This is a genomic window from Paenibacillus sp. FSL R7-269 (assembly GCF_000517865.1).
Classification (GTDB): domain Bacteria; phylum Bacillota; class Bacilli; order Paenibacillales; family Paenibacillaceae; genus Paenibacillus_AQ.
Window position 1 is genome coordinate 1 of sequence record NZ_ASPS01000030.1, and the last position, 23274, is coordinate 23274.

23 protein-coding genes are annotated in these 23274 nt (G+C 49.6%); 7 read left to right on the forward strand and 16 right to left on the reverse strand.

The features are described 5' to 3' along the window. Positions 1-95: 95 nt before the first annotated feature. The 4 genes from arsC (at position 96) to C162_RS14955 (ending at position 2495) form a co-directional block, all read left to right on the forward strand. The gene (gene arsC, locus C162_RS14940) at positions 96-515 is read left to right on the forward strand and encodes an arsenate reductase (thioredoxin) (protein WP_036695298.1); all 420 of its coding nucleotides are present in this window, start codon (positions 96-98) and stop codon (positions 513-515) included. A 47-nt stretch (positions 516-562) separates the two neighbouring features. Next, positions 563-994, forward strand: a complete 432-nt coding sequence (locus C162_RS14945) for a protein-tyrosine phosphatase family protein (RefSeq protein ID WP_036695300.1) — start codon at positions 563-565, stop codon at positions 992-994. A gap of 70 nt (positions 995-1064) precedes the next feature. Beyond that, the gene (locus C162_RS14950; protein ID WP_036695301.1) at positions 1065-1640 is read left to right on the forward strand and encodes a TetR/AcrR family transcriptional regulator; all 576 of its coding nucleotides are present in this window, start codon (positions 1065-1067) and stop codon (positions 1638-1640) included. Positions 1641-1811: 171 nt separating this feature from the next. Continuing rightward, positions 1812-2495 carry an SDR family NAD(P)-dependent oxidoreductase gene (locus C162_RS14955; RefSeq protein ID WP_036695302.1) on the forward strand — a complete coding sequence of 228 codons (684 nt, stop codon included), beginning with the start codon at positions 1812-1814 and terminating at the stop codon, positions 2493-2495. A gap of 397 nt (positions 2496-2892) precedes the next feature. Here C162_RS14955 and C162_RS36910 read toward each other — a convergent pair whose 3' ends face one another. Continuing rightward, a complete protein-coding gene (locus tag C162_RS36910) occupies positions 2893-3492 on the reverse strand; it encodes a hypothetical protein (RefSeq protein ID WP_235218439.1) in 600 nt (199 codons plus the stop codon). A gap of 102 nt (positions 3493-3594) precedes the next feature. Continuing rightward, on the reverse strand, positions 3595-4086 hold the full coding sequence (locus tag C162_RS36915) for a hypothetical protein (protein WP_235218440.1): 492 nt from the start codon (positions 4084-4086) through the stop codon (positions 3595-3597). Positions 4087-4219: 133 nt separating this feature from the next. On the opposite strand from C162_RS36915, the gene C162_RS14965 reads away from it, so the two are divergent. Next, a complete protein-coding gene (locus C162_RS14965; RefSeq protein ID WP_036695303.1) occupies positions 4220-4795 on the forward strand; it encodes a dihydrofolate reductase family protein in 576 nt (191 codons plus the stop codon). An 18-nt stretch (positions 4796-4813) separates the two neighbouring features. Here the strand turns inward: C162_RS14965 and C162_RS14970 are convergent, their stop codons facing one another. After that, positions 4814-5704: a LysR family transcriptional regulator gene (locus C162_RS14970; RefSeq protein ID WP_156949633.1), complete on the reverse strand. Its 891-nt coding sequence runs from the start codon at positions 5702-5704 to the stop codon at positions 4814-4816. Positions 5705-5833: 129 nt separating this feature from the next. Between C162_RS14970 and C162_RS14975 the strand changes: the two genes are divergently transcribed. After that, positions 5834-6874 carry a YeiH family protein gene (locus C162_RS14975; RefSeq protein ID WP_036695305.1) on the forward strand — a complete coding sequence of 347 codons (1041 nt, stop codon included), beginning with the start codon at positions 5834-5836 and terminating at the stop codon, positions 6872-6874. Here C162_RS14975 and cntE read toward each other — a convergent pair. The 11 genes from cntE to C162_RS15030 all read right to left on the reverse strand — a co-directional run bounded on the left by cntE (position 6871) and on the right by C162_RS15030 (position 19817). Beyond that, a complete protein-coding gene (gene cntE, locus C162_RS14980; protein WP_036695484.1) occupies positions 6871-8037 on the reverse strand; it encodes a staphylopine family metallophore export MFS transporter CntE in 1167 nt (388 codons plus the stop codon). The two genes, C162_RS14975 and cntE, sit on opposite strands and share 4 nt — an antisense overlap. Next, entirely contained in the window at positions 8034-8837 is an 804-nt protein-coding gene (locus tag C162_RS14985; RefSeq protein ID WP_063829025.1) for an ABC transporter ATP-binding protein, read from the reverse strand. The genes cntE and C162_RS14985 overlap by 4 nt, the downstream gene beginning before the upstream one ends. After that, positions 8824-9645, reverse strand: a complete 822-nt coding sequence (gene cntF / locus C162_RS14990) for a staphylopine uptake ABC transporter ATP-binding protein CntF (RefSeq protein WP_036695306.1) — start codon at positions 9643-9645, stop codon at positions 8824-8826. Before cntF ends, C162_RS14985 begins: the two co-directional genes overlap by 14 nt. Positions 9646-9650: 5 nt before the next feature. After that, a complete protein-coding gene (gene cntC / locus C162_RS14995; RefSeq protein ID WP_036695307.1) occupies positions 9651-10544 on the reverse strand; it encodes a staphylopine uptake ABC transporter permease subunit CntC in 894 nt (297 codons plus the stop codon). Then, positions 10545-11477 carry a nickel/cobalt ABC transporter permease gene (opp1B, locus tag C162_RS15000; RefSeq protein WP_036695308.1) on the reverse strand — a complete coding sequence of 311 codons (933 nt, stop codon included), beginning with the start codon at positions 11475-11477 and terminating at the stop codon, positions 10545-10547. A gap of 25 nt (positions 11478-11502) precedes the next feature. Beyond that, positions 11503-13104, reverse strand: a complete 1602-nt coding sequence (cntA, locus tag C162_RS15005) for a staphylopine-dependent metal ABC transporter substrate-binding lipoprotein (RefSeq protein ID WP_036695309.1) — start codon at positions 13102-13104, stop codon at positions 11503-11505. Between the two features lie 23 nt (positions 13105-13127). Next, complete coding sequence (locus C162_RS15010; protein WP_036695310.1) at positions 13128-14423, reverse strand: opine metallophore biosynthesis dehydrogenase; 1296 nt, start codon at positions 14421-14423, stop codon at positions 13128-13130. 15 nt (positions 14424-14438) lie between these two features. Further along, positions 14439-15233: a ribosomal RNA methyltransferase FmrO domain protein gene (locus tag C162_RS15015; protein WP_036695312.1), complete on the reverse strand. Its 795-nt coding sequence runs from the start codon at positions 15231-15233 to the stop codon at positions 14439-14441. 30 nt (positions 15234-15263) lie between these two features. Then, positions 15264-16097 (reverse strand): diaminopimelate epimerase, encoded by an 834-nt coding sequence (locus C162_RS15020; protein WP_036695313.1) that lies wholly within the window; start codon positions 16095-16097, stop codon positions 15264-15266. 173 nt (positions 16098-16270) lie between these two features. Beyond that, positions 16271-18088, reverse strand: a complete 1818-nt coding sequence (locus C162_RS15025) for an ABC transporter ATP-binding protein (protein WP_036695314.1) — start codon at positions 18086-18088, stop codon at positions 16271-16273. Next, the gene (locus tag C162_RS15030; RefSeq protein ID WP_036695315.1) at positions 18075-19817 is read right to left on the reverse strand and encodes an ABC transporter ATP-binding protein; all 1743 of its coding nucleotides are present in this window, start codon (positions 19815-19817) and stop codon (positions 18075-18077) included. Before C162_RS15030 ends, C162_RS15025 begins: the two co-directional genes overlap by 14 nt. Before the next feature lie 109 nt (positions 19818-19926). Between C162_RS15030 and C162_RS15035 the strand changes: the two genes are divergently transcribed. Beyond that, positions 19927-20757 (forward strand): MerR family transcriptional regulator, encoded by an 831-nt coding sequence (locus C162_RS15035; RefSeq protein WP_036695316.1) that lies wholly within the window; start codon positions 19927-19929, stop codon positions 20755-20757. An 84-nt stretch (positions 20758-20841) separates the two neighbouring features. Here C162_RS15035 and C162_RS15040 read toward each other — a convergent pair whose 3' ends face one another. Further along, positions 20842-21315, reverse strand: a complete 474-nt coding sequence (locus tag C162_RS15040) for a C40 family peptidase (RefSeq protein ID WP_036695317.1) — start codon at positions 21313-21315, stop codon at positions 20842-20844. A 124-nt stretch (positions 21316-21439) separates the two neighbouring features. Then, the gene (locus C162_RS15045) at positions 21440-23230 is read right to left on the reverse strand and encodes a glycoside hydrolase family 2 protein (protein WP_235218441.1); all 1791 of its coding nucleotides are present in this window, start codon (positions 23228-23230) and stop codon (positions 21440-21442) included. Positions 23231-23274: the final 44 nt, after the last annotated feature.

The following is a 23274-nucleotide window of genomic DNA, read 5'->3' on the forward strand; positions in this document are numbered from 1 at the left end:
CAGGCATTATTTTGACGATCCCTACGCTGTTCATCACACTGCTTGGTTTATATATAACATTGACCCTATTTTAAACTCGAAGGAGATTGAGACTTATGGATAAGAAGACCATTTACTTTTTGTGTACAGGAAACTCCTGCCGGAGCCAGATGGCGGAAGGGTGGGCCAAGAAATATTTGAGCAATGACTGGAATGTTTACAGTGCCGGCATTGAGGCTCATGGTTTGAATCCGAAAGCCGTTCAGGCGATGAGTGAAGTAGGTATAGATATCTCAGGTCAAACATCAGATATTATTGATCCGCAGCTGCTGAATAGCTCTGATCTCGTCATTACATTATGTGGAGATGCAGCAGATAAATGCCCGGTTACTCCGCCACAGGTGAAACGGGAGCATTGGGGATTCGACGATCCGGCGAAAGCTCAAGGAACAGATGAGGAGAAGTGGGCGGTCTTCCAGCGGGTTCGTGATCAAGTGGGCGAGCGCATCAAACAATTCGCTGAAACGGGTGAATAGTCACGATGGTGGAGTAACTGCTGCTAATGAGATAGGAGAGAATTATAATGGTAAATTATCATGAACTGATTGAAGGTAAAGTATATATTGGCGGGGAGAATGCACTGCTTGATACCCTCTATGAGCAAGAGATTTCAGATGTGTTTGATTTAAGAGACACCGGCACCAAAGCAGACGGTTTCCCTGAGCAAGTAACACGTCACCATTGTCCAATTGTAGAGGATGAGAGCGGCCAAGAAGGTTCTGTACAAGCAGCGATCCAAGCGGTAACAGCAGCAGTGAATAACGGGAAGACAGTCTATTTCCATTGCGCTGGCGGACGGAATCGTACAGGTACGGTTGCTACTGGCTTATTGCTTGAATTAGGTCTTGCTGCAACTGTAGAAGAGGCTGAGGCTTTGGCCAAGGAAAAGCGTCCGGATATTAACATTAAGTCGGATATGCGTGAGATGCTGAGGGGCTTTTATCCATCCAAGTAAATTCCGTAGAGATTAGTATGTAAAACGATCAGTTCTTGACTACATGGTCAATAACTGATATATTAATCCCATGAGCAGACCAAGAGAATTTGATGTCGATCGTGTATTACACCAGTCTATGGAAGTGTTCTGGAATCAAGGCTTCAAAGCAACTTCTTATGAGGACCTTACTCGTACCACAGGAGTCAAAAAGCAAAGTTTGTACTGTGTTTTTAAAGACAAGCGATCGTTGTTCCTGAAGGCGATGGCACTTTACCGTGAACAGGTTGTATCGAAACTGAAAGATATTGAAGCCCTGGATTCGTCTCCCGGTGATAAACTGGATGCCTTACAACATTCCCTTTTAGACGATGAAACTGGCTGCAAAGGGTGTCTAATTGTAAATGCATCACTCGAATTCGGAACAGATGACGAGCAGGTCACACGCGAAGCTAAACTCATGGTAGAAGAGATTCAACTAGTATTAGAGAAGATCATAAGTAGTGGCCAGAAACAACAGTTAATTTCCAACCGGTATACGAGTATAGAGCTTGCATCTTACCTAAATAACACCATCCTGGGTGTGAGAGTTATGCAAAAATCAGGTTTATCCCGTGAACAGATCGAGACGGTTCTGCGTACTTCATTTGGCATGATCGTGTCTTGATCTTTTTTTTGTGTAATTCTTGACTACGAAGTCAAGAATATTTAATTCGGATTAATACACCACGAACCCTTGAAAGAGGTGGGGCTTTTCGTTAAAAAATCGTGGATTGATTCATTTGGAAGCAAGTGAACAGATGTATAAATTAAAAAACAAAATTTAGGAGGAATATCAATGAAATTATTAACGAATCGAGTTGCCTTGGTGACAGGTGCAGGAACGGGTTTGGGCAGAGCAACAGCAATACAATTGGCAACCGAAGGAGCCCAGCTTGTATTGGTAGGAAGACGCGAGAACAAATTAAAAGAAGTCGCTACTATAATATCTGAAAACAATGGTGCTTCATCTGTAATCATTAGTGCTGATGTTACAAATTTGGAAGATGTCAACAGAATTCGTGAACAGGTCATTGCAGAACTTGGGAAGCTAGATATTATTATCAACAATGCTGGAAGAACTGGCGAATTCAGTCCAATACATGATATGACTTACGATACCTGGGATCATACAATTAAACTTAACTTGTATAGTCAATTTTTGATGACTAATGCTTTTCTTCCATTAATGAGAAATCAACAATATGGACGAATAGTATCAATATCTTCAGTAGCGGCTAATGCTGCACTTGAAGGATTAGGAGCATATTCTGCTGCAAAAGCAGGATTAGAAGGGTTAATGAGAACCGTTGCCTTGGAAGAAGAAAAACACAATATATTAGTTAACATGTTTGATCCAGGCGTTCTAAAGACAGAACAACACCCTCTTGGAGAAACAGACCCCGCAACAGTAGTACATAAAATTATCAAGTTGGCATCGTTACCGGAAAATAGTGAAAGTGGACAAGTCATTAGAGCTTGAATTAAAGCATCAATGGATGTTTATCATTCGTTCATTTCACATCCATTTCTCCCGATAGGGTAGCTAGTAAAGCTTGTGATCCATCGAATATCCAAAAAAATATGAACTGATTAATTACGTTAGTTCATATATAGAGAAGCATGATTATTAAACAACTCACTCGAGTTGTTTTTTTGTGGCCGAAATAGGGGATTAATCGCCAATGGGACCAAGTACTTGTCCTACAAAGGACTATGTTCTTGTCCTGCGACAACAGACCAAGAACATAGTCTCACATGAACTTAGCCTGCTTATGACATATGTACAAAATACGGGTTTTGTGAAGAAGTTAAAGGTAACTTTATAATTGCTTACAAAAATAACTACCGCGGCTTCATCAGCGGTAGTTTCATTTTAGTTATTTTGAATTTGTGACCTTGTCTAATTTAAACTGAGATAATTGGTAACCATTTTTTAATAAATACAGATATCCATCTCCAGCATAATAATATTCCAATTGTTTCTCATCATCATCATATGGAATATGATACATAATGTTGAGTGTAATTGGATCTAGAATATCCATCCAATTCTCAGAGTGAACTCTGATTTTATTATCTGTAGTATTTAAGACTACATTCATAGGATCACCTAATTGAATTGGCTTTTTTACAATGAGTCCTTTTGCTCCAAAAACACTTAACTCATTATTCTCATATATGGCATAATTCTCGCCTATGGATTGAACCGAAGCATCTCCAGCTATATTTTTTCCCCACAAAGTCTTGCCTTTTGAATCTATCGCGATTAATCGATTCCCTGTTTTTGGTAAGTTCATACGCAGGAGTATATTACTTTTATTTATACGCCAGGACATTTCGTCAACGTATAACCCTGCTCCTGCAGGAGGCGTATAAGTAAACAATCGATTTAACGTTGGGCCAAACACTTCAAGTTTGGATTTTCCAAATGGCCCTGTCTGCGTGACAAGATATTGGCCGTCTATAACCGAGTACATTTGTGTTAGTGATTTCTCCCCCGTCTTTTTTCCGTTTTGACTATATGCATAAGCCCATGGTGTGCGGTTACCTTTTGAATCTACTTTATCGGAGTTTATTAACTACACTGTACCATTGTTCATTGCGTATAGGTTCTGGGCATCCGGAACGTTTATCACCCAATTTTGCTTTCCGTAGGAGTTAACAGAATATAATCTTGACCCACCCCCGTCTTTCACCAAGGCATAGATAGAACCGCTCTGACTGTAGGTGAAATCAGAAGTAGTCCATGGATAAGGTATCCCTTTTTTATAAAAATCAAATGACCATTTTTTCTTACCTGTAGTCTTATCTACGGCTGAAACTACACTAACCATCCAGCTTTTTGTCTCAGAATTCACAAAGGTATTGGTATGAATATAAACTGTATTGGTATTAGGCACATGGTACGGTGCTTGTAGGAACATATCCAGTTCAGATTCATTTGAGATGTTCCATAATGGTTTCAAGTCACTACTTGGTGAGATGCTGTTAGCAGCCGATACTCCACTAAATAAATAGAATACTGCAAAAATAGTGATTAAAAAGGTGCTGGTTACTCTCTGTTTGCGCAATTGCTTTTCCTCCAATTAATTTGATAAAGTTAACATTATCATTATTATCCAACTTTTCTCTTGTTTCAATCTTTAATTTTAATGAGTTATACTAAATCCAATAACCAAATTGGATATCGGAGGATTAATGAAGATGAGAAAACTCGTTCTATTTCTGCACGCTTCGCTTGACGGTTTTGTAGAAGGCCCGAACGGCCCAATGGATATTAGCTGGGTTGCCTATGATGCTGATCTGGAGAGCCACGCGAGGGAAATTCTGAGTACTGCGGACACGGTCATTTGGGGTCGTGGTACATATCAAATGATGTATAGTTATTGGCCTTCCGTCCCAGCAGATCCCTCCGCTTCGCAGCACGAACGGGATCATGCGGAATGGATTGAGAAGACAGCCAAAGTGGTCTTTTCCACAACCCTGGAGAACGTTGAATGGAATAATTCCAGACTGGTCAAAGAGAACGTCGAGGAAGAGATCCAGCGTCTCAAAGAGCAGCCAGGTCAGGATATCGTCATTCTCGGCAGTCCCCGGTTCGCACACACTCTTATGCAGCTTGGCTTAATCGATGAGTATAAAATTACGGTCTCCCCCGTCGTGATCGGCAGCGGCTTACCGTTATTCCAAGGTATCCGGGAGAAGACTAATCTGAAGCTTATCGAAAATAAGACGTTTGATTCTGGTGCCATAGGCCTCGTATACCAGACCATTAAATGACCTCGTCACTATTCTGGTTCAGGCAAATGTACTATCCAGCTTCACCAATCGCTCCACGAACACCTCGTTCGCTCTGCTGGGAACATGACCGGTCAGCCGCACAATCGAGAAGTCTCTTTCAAGGCTCAGGCCTTGCACAGGAATTTCTATGAGCTTACCGGTCTCGATCTCCCTGCGGACCACCCACTTCGAGAGAATAGAAATCCCCAGTCCGTTAGCGACAGCCTCCTTCACTCCCTGACTGCTGTTGATCTCATACGAGCGCTTCATTCTTAGACCAGCCTGTGCCAAAAAATGATTGCTGAACGAACGCGTCCCCGAACCGCTCTCACGCAGCACCCATATCTGATCCTGGAGTACGCCCACCTCCACCGCGCCGGTTCGTGAGAGCGGGTGATTCTCAGCAGCGACGATAATCAGTTCGTCTTTCATAAAATGAACAACCTGCAGATCCGCCGCCTCGATGCTTCCTTCAATCAGCCCCACTTCAATCTTATTCTCCCGCAAGGCAGAGACAATCTCCGTTGAATTCGCAATCGTCATCCCCATGTCCACATCGGGATATTGCTTGGCGAAGGATGAGAACAGCCGGGGCAACACATATTCGCCAATCGTAAAGCTTGCCCCGATATGTAAGCTTCCGCTCACGGTATCATGCAGCCGGGCCAGATCGAGCTTAACAGACTCATAGAGATTCAGCATTTCCTTCGCCCGTCTATAGAACAGCTCCCCTGCTTCCGTCAGCTTCACCCATTTGGGCGAACGGTTCATGAGCTTTACGCCGAGTTCCTTCTCCAGATTACGGATCTGCAGACTGACCCCAGGCTGTGACAGATGCAGAAGCTCTGCCGCCCTGGAGAAGTTCCGCTGCTCCACAACCGTTACATAGACCACCAAGGATTCAAGCATGATCGTTCGCGCGCCCCTTTAAGATAACATTTTATTATGATATACATTTAAAATCCGTATTTCCCTAATCAATCATAACTGAATATAGTGTTTAAAGGAACTAAATTCAACCTATTGGACGTGACTTCGATGAATCTACACTTAGCTGTGCACATGGAAGAAAAGAAGAAGCTGGGCTTTGCGCTCGGTATCGCCTTGCCTCTAATGCTGGCCCTGTTCGCCAAATACGTATCCGCCTTCCCCTTCCTGTGCATTATGGGGCAATTAGTCATAGCTATTCTGCTCGGAATGATCTGGAGAGCCACGCTAGGCGTTCCAAGTTATTTAACACCCGGAATCTCCTTTACCTCCAAAAAGCTTTTGCGGTATGGCATCATCCTGCTGGGCATGAGACTTAGCCTGAAGGATATCCTTCAGGCTGGTCCCAAGGTGGTGCTAATCGCCTTGGTGTGTATCGGGTTCACGATCTGTACGGTGCTTGGTCTGGCGAGATGGTTCAAGGTAGAATCCAGACTGGGGCTGCTGACGGCCTGCGGCACGGCGATCTGCGGAGCAGCAGCGGTAATAGCCATCGCTCCGCAGCTCAAAGCCAGTGACGAGGAGACGGCGATCAGCGCGGCAACCGTTGCAATCTTAGGCACCATTTTTACACTGACGTATACCCTTCTCTACCCTTTCCTTACCCTGACTCCACTGGGCTACGGCATCTTCTCAGGGGCCACACTCCATGAAATCGCTCATGTCATTGCAGCAACCGGGCCGGCCGGCAAGCAGGCGGTTGACCTGGCCATCATCGTCAAATTAACCCGTGTCACCATGCTGGTGCCGATCGCTGTAATCATAGGAATCTGGGCCAAGCGCAAAGAGCGGCAGGAGAACCCGGAGTCCGGACCATCCAATTGGAAGTCTGTACCGGTTCCGTGGTTCATCCTGGGGTTCCTGCTAATGAGCACCGTCAATACTTTGCAGATCATTCCTGAAGCAATCACGGATAAGCTTATACTTGCTGCGTATTTCCTCATTGCAATGGCTATGGCAGGCCTGGGTCTGAACGTAGATTTGGCTGCTTTTAGACGCATGGGCCTAAAGGCCTTCGGAGCCGGATTCATTGGATCTGTTCTGCTATCCGTGTTAGGCTTCCTGCTGGTGAAGGTCTTGAAATTGGGTTAATCATTAACCCTCTTACAATATACAAATAGCAATAACAAACCGCCCAATACTGCACAGATATAGTACGTCCAAGCATAGGATAACCAGTCAGCAACGGGGCCCATCACTACTCCGCCAAGCGATACGCCGAGATCCGCCATAGCAATAAACAGGCCGATCAACACGTTACGGTTAAGCTCCGGGAGTACAAATGTCAAGTAGGTCGTTAAGGTAGGGTACAGCAACGCCTGGGCAAGTCCCATGAATAAGGCGCCGCAATAAAACACGGCAAATCCGCTGATAGAAGACAGGCCTGTGCATAAAGACGCTGCCGTGAGTGCAGTCATAATCCATGCCACAAATGCAGGATGCCATTGTCCGTCCGAGGGGATCTTTTTGCGCAAAAAAAATCGTGCGGCAACAATCATGGCTGCCTGCAGCATTAAATATACGGCAGCACTGCCATGATCAATCTGGGCTGCATACAAAGGGATGAAGGTGGTCACTGCGCCAAATACAATGGATGCCGCCAGCATCAGCACGCTGCAACGGAATAAATCCGGATTCGTCAATAGCTGCCCAAACGACCCCCGCATGCCGGATTTCTGAACAATGGGCCGATGATCTGCCCCCGTCTGTATCGTGGCGCTGAATCCTACAGCTCCTGTGAGTACAGCGATTCCAATCAACACCACTGTGAAAGTGCTCATCTCCCCCGCTTCCCAGATGTTCACTGCGAGTAAAGGGCCTATTACACCGGGCATTGATGCACAAAGCGAATACATAGAAATACCTTGTGAGCGATCCTTCTCCGGCAGAACATCAATGATGCCCAACTGCAGGGACATCGAGAAAAAAGCTGTGCACACCCCTTGCAGCATCCGGGCGAGAAAAAAGCCGCCTAAGCCGGTAAAGGTATATAACGATAAGGCTAGTGCGTTAATCACCAGAATGACACGCAGTACTTTAACAGGCCCCCACTGATGAATAACCTGGCCCGCCCAGGGACGGAGGAACATGGTGGTGAATAAATACGCCCCCATCACGATACCAATGGCCGAATTGCTGGCCCCCAGGGATTCTCCTTTTAAGGGAATGATTACGTTCAGAATGGAGTTCGCACTGAAATACAAGAGTGTTAATGCATATAAGCGCAGAAAGGGCCAAGCGAGGGCTCCCTTCACCATATTCTCTCCTTCCGTTTCTCCCCGCCGGCATTGCAGCCTTCATCCTGGCCTGCCAGTTCTAATGCCATGTGCAGCATGATTGAGGCGTATTCCGAGCGGACTTCAGTTAACTGCCCGGCAGACACGATCTCTTCAATCTGCCCGTCACGGATAAACATCAAGCGGTCACACAAATAGACGGCTGCCTGGATATCATGTGTGATGAAGATGTAGCTCATGCCGTAGGATGCCTTCAGCTCCTTCAGCAGCTCCAGCACCTGAAATTGGACGGAGGCGTCAAGCGAACTGACGGCTTCATCCAGCACAATGCACTTCGGTTCTGTGGAAATGGCTCTGGCAATACACACCCGCTGCGCTTCTCCCCCGGACAATTCATGAGGATACTTGCTGCGGTAAGAGGAATCCAGTCCAACCTGGCGCAGCAGGAAGTCTATTCTCAGCCTGATGTCCCCGTCCTTCCACCCGTACAGCTTAAGCGGCTCGGCCAGGGCTTTCTCTACCGTATAGTAGGGATGAATAGAAGAAGTATAGTCCTGAAATACTGCACTAATCCTCCTCCTTCGGCCTGAGCGCTCTGCTATATCTCTGTCTTCGAAATGAAGGCTTCCCTTATCCGGCTTCTCGATGCCAAGCAGCAGCCTTCCCAAGGTTGATTTGCCGCTGCCGCTCTCCCCGATAATGCCCAGCACCTCATCCTTCTCCAAGACAAAGCTGATATTATGTAACACCTTCTTGGGGCTGCGGGATGACCTTCTCCCGCCTCCATAGGATTTCTCCACCTGACTAACGGTCAACATGCTGATGCCCTCCCATCCTGTGCCTGAAATGCCGGTTCAGCCTCTGCTTCGCATCCAGGAGATGTCTGGTATATTCATGCCTGGTCCCCGAGAAAATGTCAGCCGTTGTTCCGCACTCCAGAATTTCGCCGTCTCTCATCACCACGATATCGTCAGCGATCCGCTGCACAATGCCCAGATCATGGGAGACGAAGATCATGGCGCAGCCTGTCTCCTCCCGCAGGGCTATCAGCTGCTCAAGCACTTCAAACTGCGACAGCGTGTCCAGCGCCGAGGTGGGCTCATCGGCAATAATCAGCGTGGGCTCAAGAACAATCGCCAGCGCAATCATCATCCGCTGCAGCATTCCTCCGGATAGCTGATGCGGGTATTTGTTCATTAGCGCAACCGGATCATGCAGCCTGACGCTCTCCATGGCCTTGGCCATTCTGGACGTGATCTCAGTCCGGCCCCAGCCATAATGCTGCCGAAGTGTATCTCTGAAATGGCTTCCGACCGGGCTTGAAGGATCGAACGCCCGCATGCCTTGCTGCATAATCAGACACAAGTGCTTGCCTCTGTGCCTGCGCATATCCGCTTCGGACAGCTCTGCGAGGTCAACCCCGTTCAGCCGAATACTCCCTGACTGTCTCATGTTGAAGGTATTCAATCTCATGATCGCCCGGCAGGTGACAGACTTGCCGCTGCCGCTCTCTCCGACAATAGCCAGACAGCGCCCCTGCCTCACCTGAAAGGAGCTGTCAGAGACCACCACCTTGCCCGTCGTATCGTCCCATATCCGCAAATTCGAAACATCTAGTATGTTCACTATCGTTATGCCACCTCTTCTCCCTTCGGTTTGGCCGGGAACAACCCCAGGCCACGGAGTGATTTGCGGGTGCTGCTTTGCAGCTTGGGGTCGAGTGCTGCTTGAAGGGCGTCGGAGCAGAAATTAACCGCCGACACCACGATTACGATCGCAAGTCCCGGGGCCAGCATCAGCTCAGGCCGGGAGAACATGACCCCTCTTGCTTCATTCAGCATCATCCCCCACTCCGCGTGAGGTGCCTGAATGCCCAGACCGAGAAAGGACAGCCCGGAAATCTGCAGGATCATGGTTCCAAAAGCACTGCTGGAGATCACTGCAATATCCGGCAGCGCTACAGGCAGGATGTGCCTCCATATGATCTTAACGTTGCCCATCCCTATTGCCTTAGCAAATCTGACATAATCAGCTTCAGCAAACTGCATCACGGAGGTGCGGATGACGCGGGCAAACCAAGCCCATTTCATGATCACGAAGGCAATCAGAATATTCTGGATTCCCGGCCCCAATATACCGACTACAGCCAGCGACATGACGTATCCGGGAAAGGAAAGCATGATGTCGCAGACTCTCATGATCATGTGATCCGTCTTCCCCCGGAAGTAGCCTGCCAGAATTCCGAGAACGCCCCCGAAGGACAAGGAGACCAGAAGCGCGGCAAAAACCCAAAGCACACTGGGACGAATACCATAGATTAATCTGGACAGCACACAGCGTCCGAGATGATCATTGCCCAGCAGGTACTGCCACGATGGGGATGCGTAGCGCAGCTCCATATGGACTTGTTCCGGGCTGTGAGGAGCAAACCAAGGAGCGCAAATGCCAAGGATTGCGACCATTGCAGTGACCGTCAGTGATAAGGCGGCCAGCTTGTCGCTCCACATTTTACGATAGACAGTCATCTAGAACTCCTTCCTCAGCCTTGGATTCAGCGCTGCATTGATAAGATCTGACAAGGTGTTGAACAGCACGAAGGACGCTGCGAGCACCAGGACATAAGCCTGAATAACCGGGAAATCCCGCCCCAGTATGGAGTTCACGGTTAAGGCTCCAAGCCCCGGCCAGGCGAAGATGCTCTCTACCACAACGGTGCTTCCCAGGATAACCGGAACTGCCATGCAGAACACCGATACCGCGACCTGCATGGAATTCTTAAGCATGCGAAGTGTAATCTTCCGCTCAGGCAAACCGCATGCCCTTGCATATAGCGTATAGTCCTCATGTAGCTGGCTCAGCATGGAGCTGCGGATGATACGGAAGTAGATTCCCGCATAACTGACAGTCAGCACCGTCACGGGCAGGATATAGCCGGCGGATGAATCCATGCCGCTGGTCGGAAGCCAGTCCAGCTTGACGGAGAAATACCAGATCATCATGGCTGCAAGCCAGGCAGACGGCATAGATGTCAGGAAGAAGGAGACACCGCGGACCGAGCGGTCCAGCAGCCGGCCTTCTTTCAGCGCACAGAGAATTCCCAGACCCACAGATAATGCCAGGATGACAATAACGGATACCATCGTCAGCTTCAGCGTATTAAGCAGAGCCGGGCCCAGCAAAGACCACACCGGAGTCCCCGTAATATAGGAATCGCCGAAATCCAGCCGCAGGCAGGAGACCAGCCAATCCGCATAACGGATCAGAAACGGCCTGTCCATCCCGAGTGCTGCTTCAGTCTCCGCAATTAACGTCTCCGTAATCTGCGGCACCCCCTGAGAGCGCAGAACCACCTCAGCCGGATTCAGCGGGGACAGATGATTCAGCGCAAAGGTCAGGAACGAAATAATGATCAGCAGCGGCGCTGCCAGCAGTGTCCTTTTGAGAATATATCCGCTCATACAGACCTTCCTTTCCGCCTCCGGCTTATTTGAAGCTCATACGCTCGAAGGGAAGCTCAAATTGCGTTTGCTTGAAGCTGATGCCCTGCAGGTTGCCGGGAGCGACTACGGTAAGATTGCCGTTCGTTAACGGAATGAATAGGGCCTCTTCATGAACCGTTGTCAAAATATCTGCATACAGAGCTTTGCGCTTCTCCTCATCCGAGGTTACCATGACTTCTTCAATTTTGCCCTTGAGCTGCTCGGCCCGGCCGATGCCTTTGATGGCATGGTAATACGCGGTTTCCGAAGTGAATGCAGAGACTGTGCTTTGCGGGTCATAAGCAAGCCCCCAGGTCTGGTTGAACAGGAGGTCATAGTTCCCCGCTGCTCTGCGGCTTGCAATGGAGGAGGAGTCCTCACCCAACAGCTCCAGCTTCATGCCTATGCTTTTGACGGTATTCTGGATCAGCTCGGCCTCCGTCTTCTGGGATAACGAAGCGGCATCATAATATAATGTCATGGACAGAGGTTTGCCCCCCTTCGTGCGGGTCTCTTCGCCGGAGCGGGTCCAGCCGGCTTCTTCCAGGAGACGCTCTGCTTCCTGCAAATCGTAGGCCCGCGGTTTCAGTCCGATATCCGCATAGTTCACATTGGAAGAGAACAAGGTCCCGGCGGGAGTTTCCTTGCCGCTGAAGATTTGCCCGGCGATCGTATCCCGGTCAATGGCGTGCCAGACCGCTTCGCGGACGGCTCTATCCTGCACGGGACTGTCTGCTTTGCCGCTATTGGCCACAATCATTTTCGTATTCATCGGCTCACTTCTCACGACCTGATAGACTCCGGATTCGGCCAGCCGGTCCATAGCCTCCGTATCGATACTGTCCGTTCCGCGGTCATCGGTGAACACAAAGTTGACTTCCCCCTTTTGCAGGGCCAGGAAGGTTGTTTCCCCGGTCGGCAGCACCTTGGCCGTGATTTTGGAGATGGCAGGTGTACCGTTCCAATACTTAGTATTCGCTTCAAACACCGCATATTGGTCCGTCCGGTGTTCAGCAAGACGGTAAGGGCCCGTTCCATGATAGCCTTTCACCCCATCCTTGGTTTCTCCATTCAGGAAGTCCTGCGGGGACAGGAAGACATACGGTCTTGTCATGGATAGCTCAAGCAATGTCGGGTAATACGGCTCTGACAAGGTCAACTCAAAGGTATGCTCACCGGTCACCTTCGTTTCTTTGATTTTGTCTGACAGCTTGATCCAGGTATGCTTAGCGGCATTATGCTGCACCGCATCTATATTCTGCTTCACCGCTTCGGCATTAAACGGCTGCCCGTCGTGGAAAGTCACACCCTGTCTCAGATGGAACGTATAGACGGTCCCGTCCGGGGAGATCTCCCAGGATTCTGCAAGCAGGGGCTGGATACCACCCGGTGTATTCTCAACCAGCGATTCGTAGACCATTCCTTGAGCCGGCATGGAGCCGGGATACAAATGCGGATTCATATCGTTGATATCCTTCACCGTGGCGTATACCAGCTCCTGACCGGGCTTACCCGCTTCCGTCTGCCTGTTCTCTGCCGCGCCGCATCCGGCGAGCAGCATCACTATCGTAACTGCTGCCACAAAAATAGTAGATCTCTTTCTCATCTGAACTCCCCCAAGTTGAATGATTAGTATAGTTTTGTATTGCTGCAGATCCGCTCAATATCGCCGGCAAATGACTGGACATGGAACGCTTCGGAAACGGGCTGTCCCTGGAGCACCTTGGCTGAACGCTTCAGTTGTTGCTCATACCGTTCAATAAATGTATCAATCGTGGGACAACTCACCTTCACATGCTCTGCGATGCCCTGAATGATCTTAATGCGGTAATAATCCTCCTTGGGCATCCGCGGGATATCCCATGCTCCATCCTTGTTCATGAATACAGATTGAATGGGGACAGCGGAGAAGTCATAGTATCTTCCCTCCGGGTCCGGATCCGAGAACGGGTCAATCAGGAGAGAGGCGTAACGGACATATACGAGGTATTCCTGATGGATCGGCTCCAGCGACTCGAAGCTTTCAATCATGTGCTGCGGCAGACTCTCCGCTCTGACCGGATAATTGTCGACCGTCATGAACTTCAGCAGATTGACGCTTGGCAGGTCGAGGGCATCAAGCAGCGCTGACAACTCTCTCCAGCACTCCACCATTTCGTGAATTAACTGGGGAGTAATTGGCCCCTCCGGGAATAACTTGTATACATACTTCCGGCTGTGATCTTGGCCAAATATGGCCTTAAGCGAGAATGAATTCATGAAGAGCGGCGGATGAACGAATAAGGAGATGTTCCTGCTCTCCGCCTCCAGCGGAGACTTCATGACAACCAGAGCAATTCCCAGACGTTCGTAGAGCTGCTTCAGCAGGTGGAGATGATGGGACGCGGGCTGTGATGAACCAATGAAAACTTTTTTCTTAACCCCGGTAGTTATCGCACGGTTGGAAGGTACACCGTCAATCCAGCGTGTATCACCCAGATAAGTGGAACAGCTTATAATTTCGGCCTTGGAGCCCGTCTCCTGTATGTAATGGTGAACCAGACGGTTGGAACCCAGCGTCGGAGACACCAGAATGACGCATTTCACATGCGTGAGCAGTTGTGTATCCAGGCTGCGCAGTACCTCCAGATAGGCATCGGCGGTGACGGATACAATGAGGGTATCCCATGTCCCCTTTACCGCCCTATAGTCCTGAAAAACCTGATCTGCACGGCATTCACCTGCCATCCTGCGGTGTGAATCATTCTGTGCGGTAGTGAACAACCGATTACCGTCTGCGTGAAGCGCGGCCATCAATGACTCAGACCTGCGGGAGATTCTCCCGGCGATGCCTAGATAGGAGTCGAAATGCTTCTTGAACAAGACCGCCAGCTGAAGGGTCACCGGTCCGGTCCCGAGTAATAATACACGTCTGAATTCGTCCACATGAAGCCTCCTCTCTTACAATGTTGGCTGAGCCTTGCAATATAGCGCGACATCAAAGACCTGATCAGGACACAGAATTTGTTCAGATAGCTTCCACTTGGTCTCATCCACAGCTTCCATCGGGTAATTAAACAGTGACTTTAGGTGGTTACCATACCTAATAGCTACTACCACTTGCCCGCTGGTTAATGCATACAACCGGTCCAGCAGATCGTACTTCTCCGCCACAGTGGAGCTGAATATGATGTGTGTCGCTTGCTTCAACTCAGCCTTGAACTGAATAACTTCCCCTGTTAAAAGACGTAATGGCGAATGATTCCCTATCTTCTTCAGCACTTCATTGCTCAATTGCACAGCTTCCTTGTCAATGTCTATTCCCAGAACTTCGGCATTCGTACGCCTGCCTATCAGCATGGGCGTCATCGGGAAAGCTCCCGAGCCAACCATCACTACCCTGGATGTGGATTCCACCTGAAAGCTGCCGAATTCACGCTCAATGCTGGATTCAATATTAGTGAAATATCCGTTTCGCTCTTCCACGCCGTTCAAGACGTGTAGGGCACGACACTTCTCCATGATGGCAACACACCGTGCCGATACTTCTCTTAATTCTGCTGTTAGCTGCGTCACCTCCTTGGAATCTTGTTGTTCTATCTCTGCCCAGATTTCCTGATGGCGGGGATTCATAATGAATCCGGTGTAGTCGTCTATGATCTTCGTGAGCTCCAGATTTTCAGCGGAAGTACCATCATACGCATCAGCGATTCTCCGGAACCTGGCTGCAAATCCATAGAGTGTAGTTAGAAGCATGTTCAAACCTCCCCTTCTCTTCTACAATGATTACAGGTCGATATAGGCTGTTCCTTCCGCCACGATGTTGACATGGCCTGAAATACTTAAGCCGACAAGTTGTTCTTGCTCCAGCTGTGCCGATACACTGATGATACCTCCGGGCTGCTGAATGGCCCCTTCGAAGGAGGACTTGTTCTTCCAAGCCATATAGGCACCAAGAGAAGCGGTCCCCGAACCGCAGCCTCTCTCCCAGATCATACTATCCAGCGCTGGGATATAAATCAGCGGCAGAAGCTCGCTTGAGCTTGGCTTAAACAGCAGGATGCCAATCAGCTGATTGGACGATGTAATTTCAAGCAGCTTGGCTAAGCTATGAGCCATTCTTTTGAACGGGTTCGTAAACTGACGGACCTCGACTACCACATGAAGGAAATCGGAGTACTGGATCAGACCCACCAAATATTCATTGCCGCTATACTTGAATACCTTGGTTTCCAGCTTCAGCGGGATGGGCATCCTGGCCTGACACAGGTAACTCTCTGCTGTTCTCGTCACCACGCAATCAACCAGTTGATCTGTGCCTGAAGCCTCCAGTGTGATAGATTGGCAGCCGGAGGGGTGAAGGTCCTGCTGGTTCGCCATCAGTACAGCCAAGGCCATACAGGCATTTCCGCAAAACTCGCCGCCGGCCATTTGGAGCGAAGCATCTGCATCCGGACGGGCTTTCTTCTGAATGAACCCCACCTGCTCGGCATTTACGTTGTCGTAAGACATCATTCTTACCGCGATCGGAGCGTATTCATCTTCCTCATGGCTGCTCTTAACCAAGATCGTCATGTTTTGAGTAGGGCTTACTTTAACAAAGGAGATTTCTCTGCGCATCGCTCACACCCTTGCAGTTTTGAATTTTATTTGTAATGATTACGATTATCAATGTAAATTATAATCAACCTGCCTAGTCTGGTCAACACATTTTTGTTCAGTCTCTGAGAATTATTAGAAGCAGCAAAAAGAGCCTGCCCATCGGCAGACTCCCTTGTCAGAACGCCCCTGCATCAATCCCACTCAAAAGCTCCCGTATACAACTGATAATATATCCCCTTCTCTGAGATTAACTGTTTGTGATCCCCCCGCTCCTTAATCCGCCCCATGTCCATCACCATGATGGCATCGGAATTCCGTACCGTGGACAGGCGGTGGGCGATGACGAACACAGTTCTGTGATCCATTAGATTATCCATCCCCTTCTGTACCAGGGCTTCCGTCCGCGTATCGATGGATGAGGTCGCTTCATCAAGAATCATCACCGGCGGATTGGCAATGGCTGACCTGGCAATCGCCAGCAACTGGCTCTGGCCCTGTGACAGCCCATTCCCGTTCCCGTCCAGCTGAGTCTGGTATCCGTCCGGCAAGCGTTCGATGAAGCTCGCGGCATAAGACAGCTTAGCTGCCTGCATAACCTCCTCGTCACTGGCCTCCAGCCGTCCATAGCGGATATTATCGGCCACCGTGCCGGAGAACAGATGCGTGTCTTGCAGAACGATACCAAGGGACCGGCGCAGGTCCGCTTTGCGGATACGCTGTATATTGATGCCGTCATAGATGATCTCGCCTTGCGTGATATCGTAGAAACGGTTCAGCAGGTTGGCCACGGTCGTTTTTCCGGCACCTGTAGCGCCTACAAAAGCAAGCTTTTGCCCAGGCTCCGCAGATAAAGTAATCTCCTGCAGCACCTGCTTCTTCCCGTCATACGTGAAGCCTACCTCCTTGAATTCCACCTTCCCGGCAAGCGGCACTGTGGAACCATCCTCCAGCCTCCATGCCCATCCGGTGCCTTGCGGGTCTTGCTCCAGGGTAACGCGGCCCTGATCTTCTTCCGGCTGTTCGTCCATTAGGTTGAAGATCCGCTGTGCGCCTGCAAGCGCCACTACAAACATATTGATCTGGGAGGAGATTTCAGCAATCGGCATCGTGAAGTTACGGGACAGGCTCAGGAACGCCGCAATACTTCCCAGCGTCAAGCCTTCATTCCAGCCGGAGATCGACATGGCCCCGCCCGCTATTGCCACCAGCACATAGATTAGGGTAGCAAGATTGGCGTTCACCGGCATCAGAATATTCGAATATTTGTTGGCTGTCGTGGAGCTATCGAACAATTCTCGGTTCAGGTGCGCGAACTGTTCGATGGATCGCTCTTCACGGCCGAACACCTGCACTACCTTTTGCCCGTGAATCATTTCTTCAATATATCCGTCCAGTGCGCCAATAGATTCCTGCTGCCGGAAAAAGTGGTGTGTCGCCTTCCCTCCAACCTTCTTGGTAATCCATAGCATCACCAGTGCGCCTAATACCACTACAATCGTCAGCGGGACATCCAGATACAGCATCGTGCCAAGCACCACTATAACCGTCACAACCGTAGAGAGCAATTGCGGCAATCCGTCTGTGAGCATCATATTGAGTGTATCTACGTCATTCGTGTAGTGACTCATAATGTCTCCGTGCTCCTTGCGGTCGAAGTACTTAACCGGCAGCTTCTGCATATGAGCGAACAGATGGTCACGGATTCTTTTCATAATGAGCTGTGAGACCGTAATCATCAGCCGCTTGGAGATAAATGTGCTGATGACACCGGCGGCATAAATGACAGCCAGAATGGCCAGTGCCTGGAACAAAGCGTCAAATACCGGATGCTGATCGCCCAGCAGCGGTGTGATGAAGTCATCGATGAGCAGTCTCAGGAACGTAGCGGAAGCTACAGATACCGCAGAACTTACCAGCACCAGCAGAAGGGCCAGTGAGGTTCTGAACTTGAAGAGCTTGAAGTAGGCCAGGAGCCGCTTAATCGTTCTGCCATAATTAATGTTGTTCATGCTGTGCTTCCTCTCCCTTCGTCTGTGTGTTGTAAGCTTCCTGATAGATCGTACTCCGGCTCAAAAGCTCCTGATGCGTCCCGATATCCGCCAGCTCCCCGTCATCCAGCACAATAATCTGATCTGCATCTTCCACAGACGCGATGCGCTGGGCAATGATGATCTTGGTCGTATCCGGAATACTCTCCTTGAATACAGTTCGGATTAATGCATCTGTACGTGTATCCACTGCACTGGTCGAATCATCCAGAATCAGGATTTTGGGCTTCTTCAGTAGAGCTCTGGCAATACATAACCGCTGCTTCTGCCCGCCGGATACATTCGTCCCCCCTTGATCCAGCCGGGTATCATATCCGTCAGGGAAGGACGTGATGAACTCATGGGCTTGTGCGGCCTTGCAGGCGTCGATCAGCTCTTCGTCGGTAGCTGCTTCATTCCCCCAGCGCAGATTGTCCTTGATGGAGCCGCCGAACAGTACATTTTTCTGGAGCACCATAGCGACCTGACTCCGCAGCACATGCAGATCATAGTCCTTCACATTCGTTCCGCTAACGAGTACTTCACCTTCGGTAACATCATAGAGACGCGGAATGAGCTGCACCAATGTAGACTTGGCACTGCCCGACCCGCCGATCATGCCAATCGTCTGTCCCGGGCGAATATGCAGGTTGATCCCGGATAATGCATCCTTCTTGGCCTTACTGGAGTAACGGAAGGACACGTTACGGAACTCCACCTCGCCTGTATGCAGTTCAGTTACCGGGGAACCCGGACTTGTGATGTCCGGCTGTTCATCCAGCAGGTCATGAATACGTCCGGCAGACGCGCGGGCAATAGCAACCATTACTACAACGATCCCCAGCGTCATCAGGCTCATCAGAATTTGCATGGAGTAAGCGAACACACTGGTCAGTTCTCCGGTTGTCATATTGCCGCCCACCACCAGCTTGGCTCCTACCCAGGAGATGATTAGCATCACCCCATACAGAATCACCTGCATAAGCGGCAGCTCATAGGCGAGGATGCGTTCGGCTTTGGCCATCTGTGCGAAGATCCTCAGCGACACTGCCTGGAACTTGGAGATCTCATGCTCCTCCCGCACATAAGACTTGACCACCCGAATGCCGCGGACATTCTCCTGAACGACCTTGTTGAGCGAATCATAGCTGTCGAAGGCCCGTTCAAAGAGCGGAAAGGCATACTTCAAGATGAGCATCATCCCTGCCGCAAGCACCGGAACAACGACGATGAACCAGGTAGCAATAGTTGGACTGACCCGGTAGGTCATAATCGTGGCAAATATAATCATTACGGGGCTGCGGAACGCAATCCGTATAATCATCAGAAATGCATTCTGCACATGCGTGATATCCGTAGTCAGCCGGGTGACGATCCCTGAGGTCGAGAATTTATCCATATTGGAAAAAGACAGCCGCTGCACATGACGGAACAGGTCTTCCCGCAGATTTCGCCCGAAGCCGGACATCGCAGTGGCTGAGTGTTTACCGGCAAGTGCGCCGAATACCAGGGAGACCAGAGCGAACAGGATAAGAATCAGACCATACTTCACGATCTGGTTCATCTGCCCCCCGGTAATGCCCTGGTCAATTAACTCAGCCATGAGCAAGGGAATCAGCACCTCCATGGCAACCTCTCCAAGCAAGAATATAGGAGTCAACCATGTATCCTTCTTATACTCCCGCACACTTTGCAGTAACTTCCTGATCATAAGCATTCTCCTTCTTTGTAACGAACAAGTTGATTAACCGTAAGAACAGAGGTTATTATAAACTGTATAGTAACTATACAGTCAACCCGTCATTTAGAAGGAGATGAAGATGGCTAAACCTAAGAATGATTTGATGTCTATTAGCGCCTTTTCCAAGCTGTCCCGTGTTCCGCGCAAAACGCTCATTTTCTATGATCAGATCGGCTTATTTAAGCCTGCCTTCGTGGCTGACAACGGCTACCGGTACTACATCCGCACCCAGTTGGATACCATTGGTGTCATTTATCTCTTCAAGGAGCTGGGCATGTCTCTGGAGGATATCCGGGAGTATCTGGAGCACCGTTCTCCGTCAAGCACCCTGGAGCTGCTGCGGAAGCAGGAGGAGATTGTGAAGCTACAGATTGCGAAGCTCACACAGGCTAGACAGATGATCCTCCAGCGCGCGGATAATATCGATCACTCTCTGAATGTGGACACCAGCCGGATATCTGTCATCCACCAGGCCCGCAAGCCGATTCTGCGAAGCCGCCGTGTCCATGACTCGAGGCGGGAATTAAACGAGGAGCTGTGGGATGATTACCAGGAACGTCTGCATCTCGAACATGCACCTGCCGGATATCCGGGTGGAGCGATTATCTGTAAGGAGGATCTGCTAAGGAGGGACGGGGATATGATCTCCTATATGTTCTGCTTCATCACAACAGAGCATCACGAACAAGAATATATGCCGGAAGGCTACTATCTTGTGTCTTACACCCGGGCTGATTATGAGGATAGCGAGAAAATTTATCCGCAGATTTTTGATTACATGGACAAGAATCATTATGTTATTAAAGGAGATGCTTACGAGGAATTCCTGCTGGATGAGATCGTTATGAAGCATCCTGAGGACTATCTGGTGCGGGTGATGGTGCATATCGAGGAGCCAGCCAAGTCATAAACCCCTACCAAAAACGGCGACCCGCCCCGGTAGATTCCAGGGCAACGTCACCGTTTGTTTATAATATAAGGATTAGTGATCGAATTAATTGCCAGTCATCTTCTGATACGTGCTCTCCGAAATGGTTCTTCTGGCGGTTACGTATCTATCCTTGTAGTAGCTCGAAGACAGCTTGGTGATGGACACTCCGTTATTGCTGGAGGAATGTGCAAATTTGTTGTCGCCCACATAGATGCCTGCATGCGAGATGCCGTTGCCTCCGGTGTCGAAAAAGACAAGATCTCCCGGACGTAAATCGGACTTGGCTACATATTCGCCTGCACTTGCCTGCGACTTGGATGTTCTCGGAAGATCTAAGTTGAACTTGCCAAATATGTATATTATAAATCCGGAACAGTCAAACCCTTCAGATGCCTTGGTGCCCCCCCATTTATATGGAGTTCCCATAACATCATTAACCTCTTGGTCAAGCCTGGTGCTGTCATCCGCAGATGCTTTTTCAGATCCAAACGATAGCAATAGTACAATACTCAGTAGCCACACGATTCCTTTTTTCAAAAAGAACTCAGTCTCCTTTCTTGCCGGCTAATGCTGCCTGACAGTTATTAATTTTTTGTAACTATTATGAATGATAGTGTAATATTCTCCGTTCGTCAACCCCTTCGGTGTTTTTTGAAAGAGTTTACATTCCCAGGCGCAGGTTAATCTCGCGTATCCGCGCAAGTGGAACCTTCGGCTCGCGCTCCGCAGTCATTAACCCGTTGACCTCATCCTGAACGTCCGTAACCTGCGTATAACAGTACCCGGAGATGAATGGAATGGCCTGAATCGCACGGGTTAAGCTGCCGAACCGCTCCAGAAAAGCTTCCTCGCTATCCACCTGATGTCCATACCCCCAGCCGTGCTCACTCTGGAAGGCAATCCCCCCATACTCGCTGATGATAACTGGCTGCCCCTTATAGCTATACCCTTCTGCAAAAGCAAACTTCCATTCGTTATACGTGCCGCTGCTGCCGGTAATAGAGTCTTTATCCTTGTAAGTTGCATATAGCGCTTCACCCCGCTCCACATAATCATGCAGCGTCAGAATGTCAGACACGGTATGCTCCCAGCCGTCATTCGTAATCACCGGGCGATAAGGATCAATAGATTTGGTCAAATGATAGATCCCTTCCGTGAATGTCTGCTGCCGGACGTCATGAAGGATATTCTGCACTCCCCACGATTCGTTAAAAGGCACCCAGGTGATAATGCACGGATGGTTATACTTCTGCTGCACGACCTCCAGCCATTCGTTGGTGAAACGCTCCAGCGCCTCGTCGTTATATTCGTAAGCAGCCGCCATCTCTGACCAGACCAGTAGGCCTTTGACATCGCACCAGTACAGGAACCGGGCGTCCTCCACCTTCATATGTTTACGCAAACCGTTGTAGCCCATCTCCAGAATTGCCTCAATATCTTGAATCAGCGCTTCTTCAGACGGCGGAGTCAGATGGCTGTCGGTCCAGTAGCCCTGATCCAGGATCAGTCTTTGATACAGAGGGATGTTGTTCAGCAGGATCTGGCTGCCCTTGATTGAGATGCTGCGCATGCCGGCATACGAGCCAACCCGGTCAAGCTCCTGCTCACCCGCATACAGCACGAATTCGATGTCAAAAAGGTTCGGGTTCCCCGGTGACCACAGGTTCTGCAGCCAAGGCCCGTTAATGCCTTCCATCATGCTGACTTCCACCGTCATCCAAGCTCTGTCCACCGACAGGCTAAGCTTATTTACCCGCTCCCCTTGATACGTAATTTCGGTCTCCAGCCTGAGATTCCGGGCTTCTGTCAGGCCGTGTACACGGTAATCCAGCCGGAGCATTTGGCGGTTAATGTCGGGTGTCATTTTCACGGAATCCAGCCGGGTAGCGTGGACATGCTCCAGCCAGACGCTTTTCCAGATACCGGTGGTCTGAACATAGAACGAATCATGGTTTCGGCCCGCCCAGCGCTGCTTCCCCCGGGGCTGTAGACAGCTGTCGCTGTCGGTCACCATCAGCACAATCTCGTTCATGCCATCCTGACTGAGCAGATCGGTAATATCGAAGGAGAACCGCACATACGCCCCCTCATGCTCTCCTGCGTACCCGCCGTTCACCCAGCAGACCGCTTTATAATCCACGCCTTCAAAATGCAGCACCGTCTGCTTCCCTTCTAGCGCATGGGACAGAACCAGATGCTTGCGGTACCAGATCCGGGGGTGAAAGGTCTCCTCACCGATGCCGCTGGCCGCTGTCTCGCAGGTGAATGGAACGTTAATGGTATGTGTGGCCGGAAAATGGTCCATCCAGCGCGCCGCAACGCCTGCATTGTCATCATCGAAGCTAAAGTCCCATTCTCCGTTCAAATCCAGCCACTGGCTGCGGACAAATTGGGGTCGCGGGTAGCCCAGGGTATAGAATTTCGTCGCTGCTTTCATCGTTGTTCCAGTCATCTTAGAATTAACCCTCTCTCTCGTTACTGAAGTATTCTCCATAT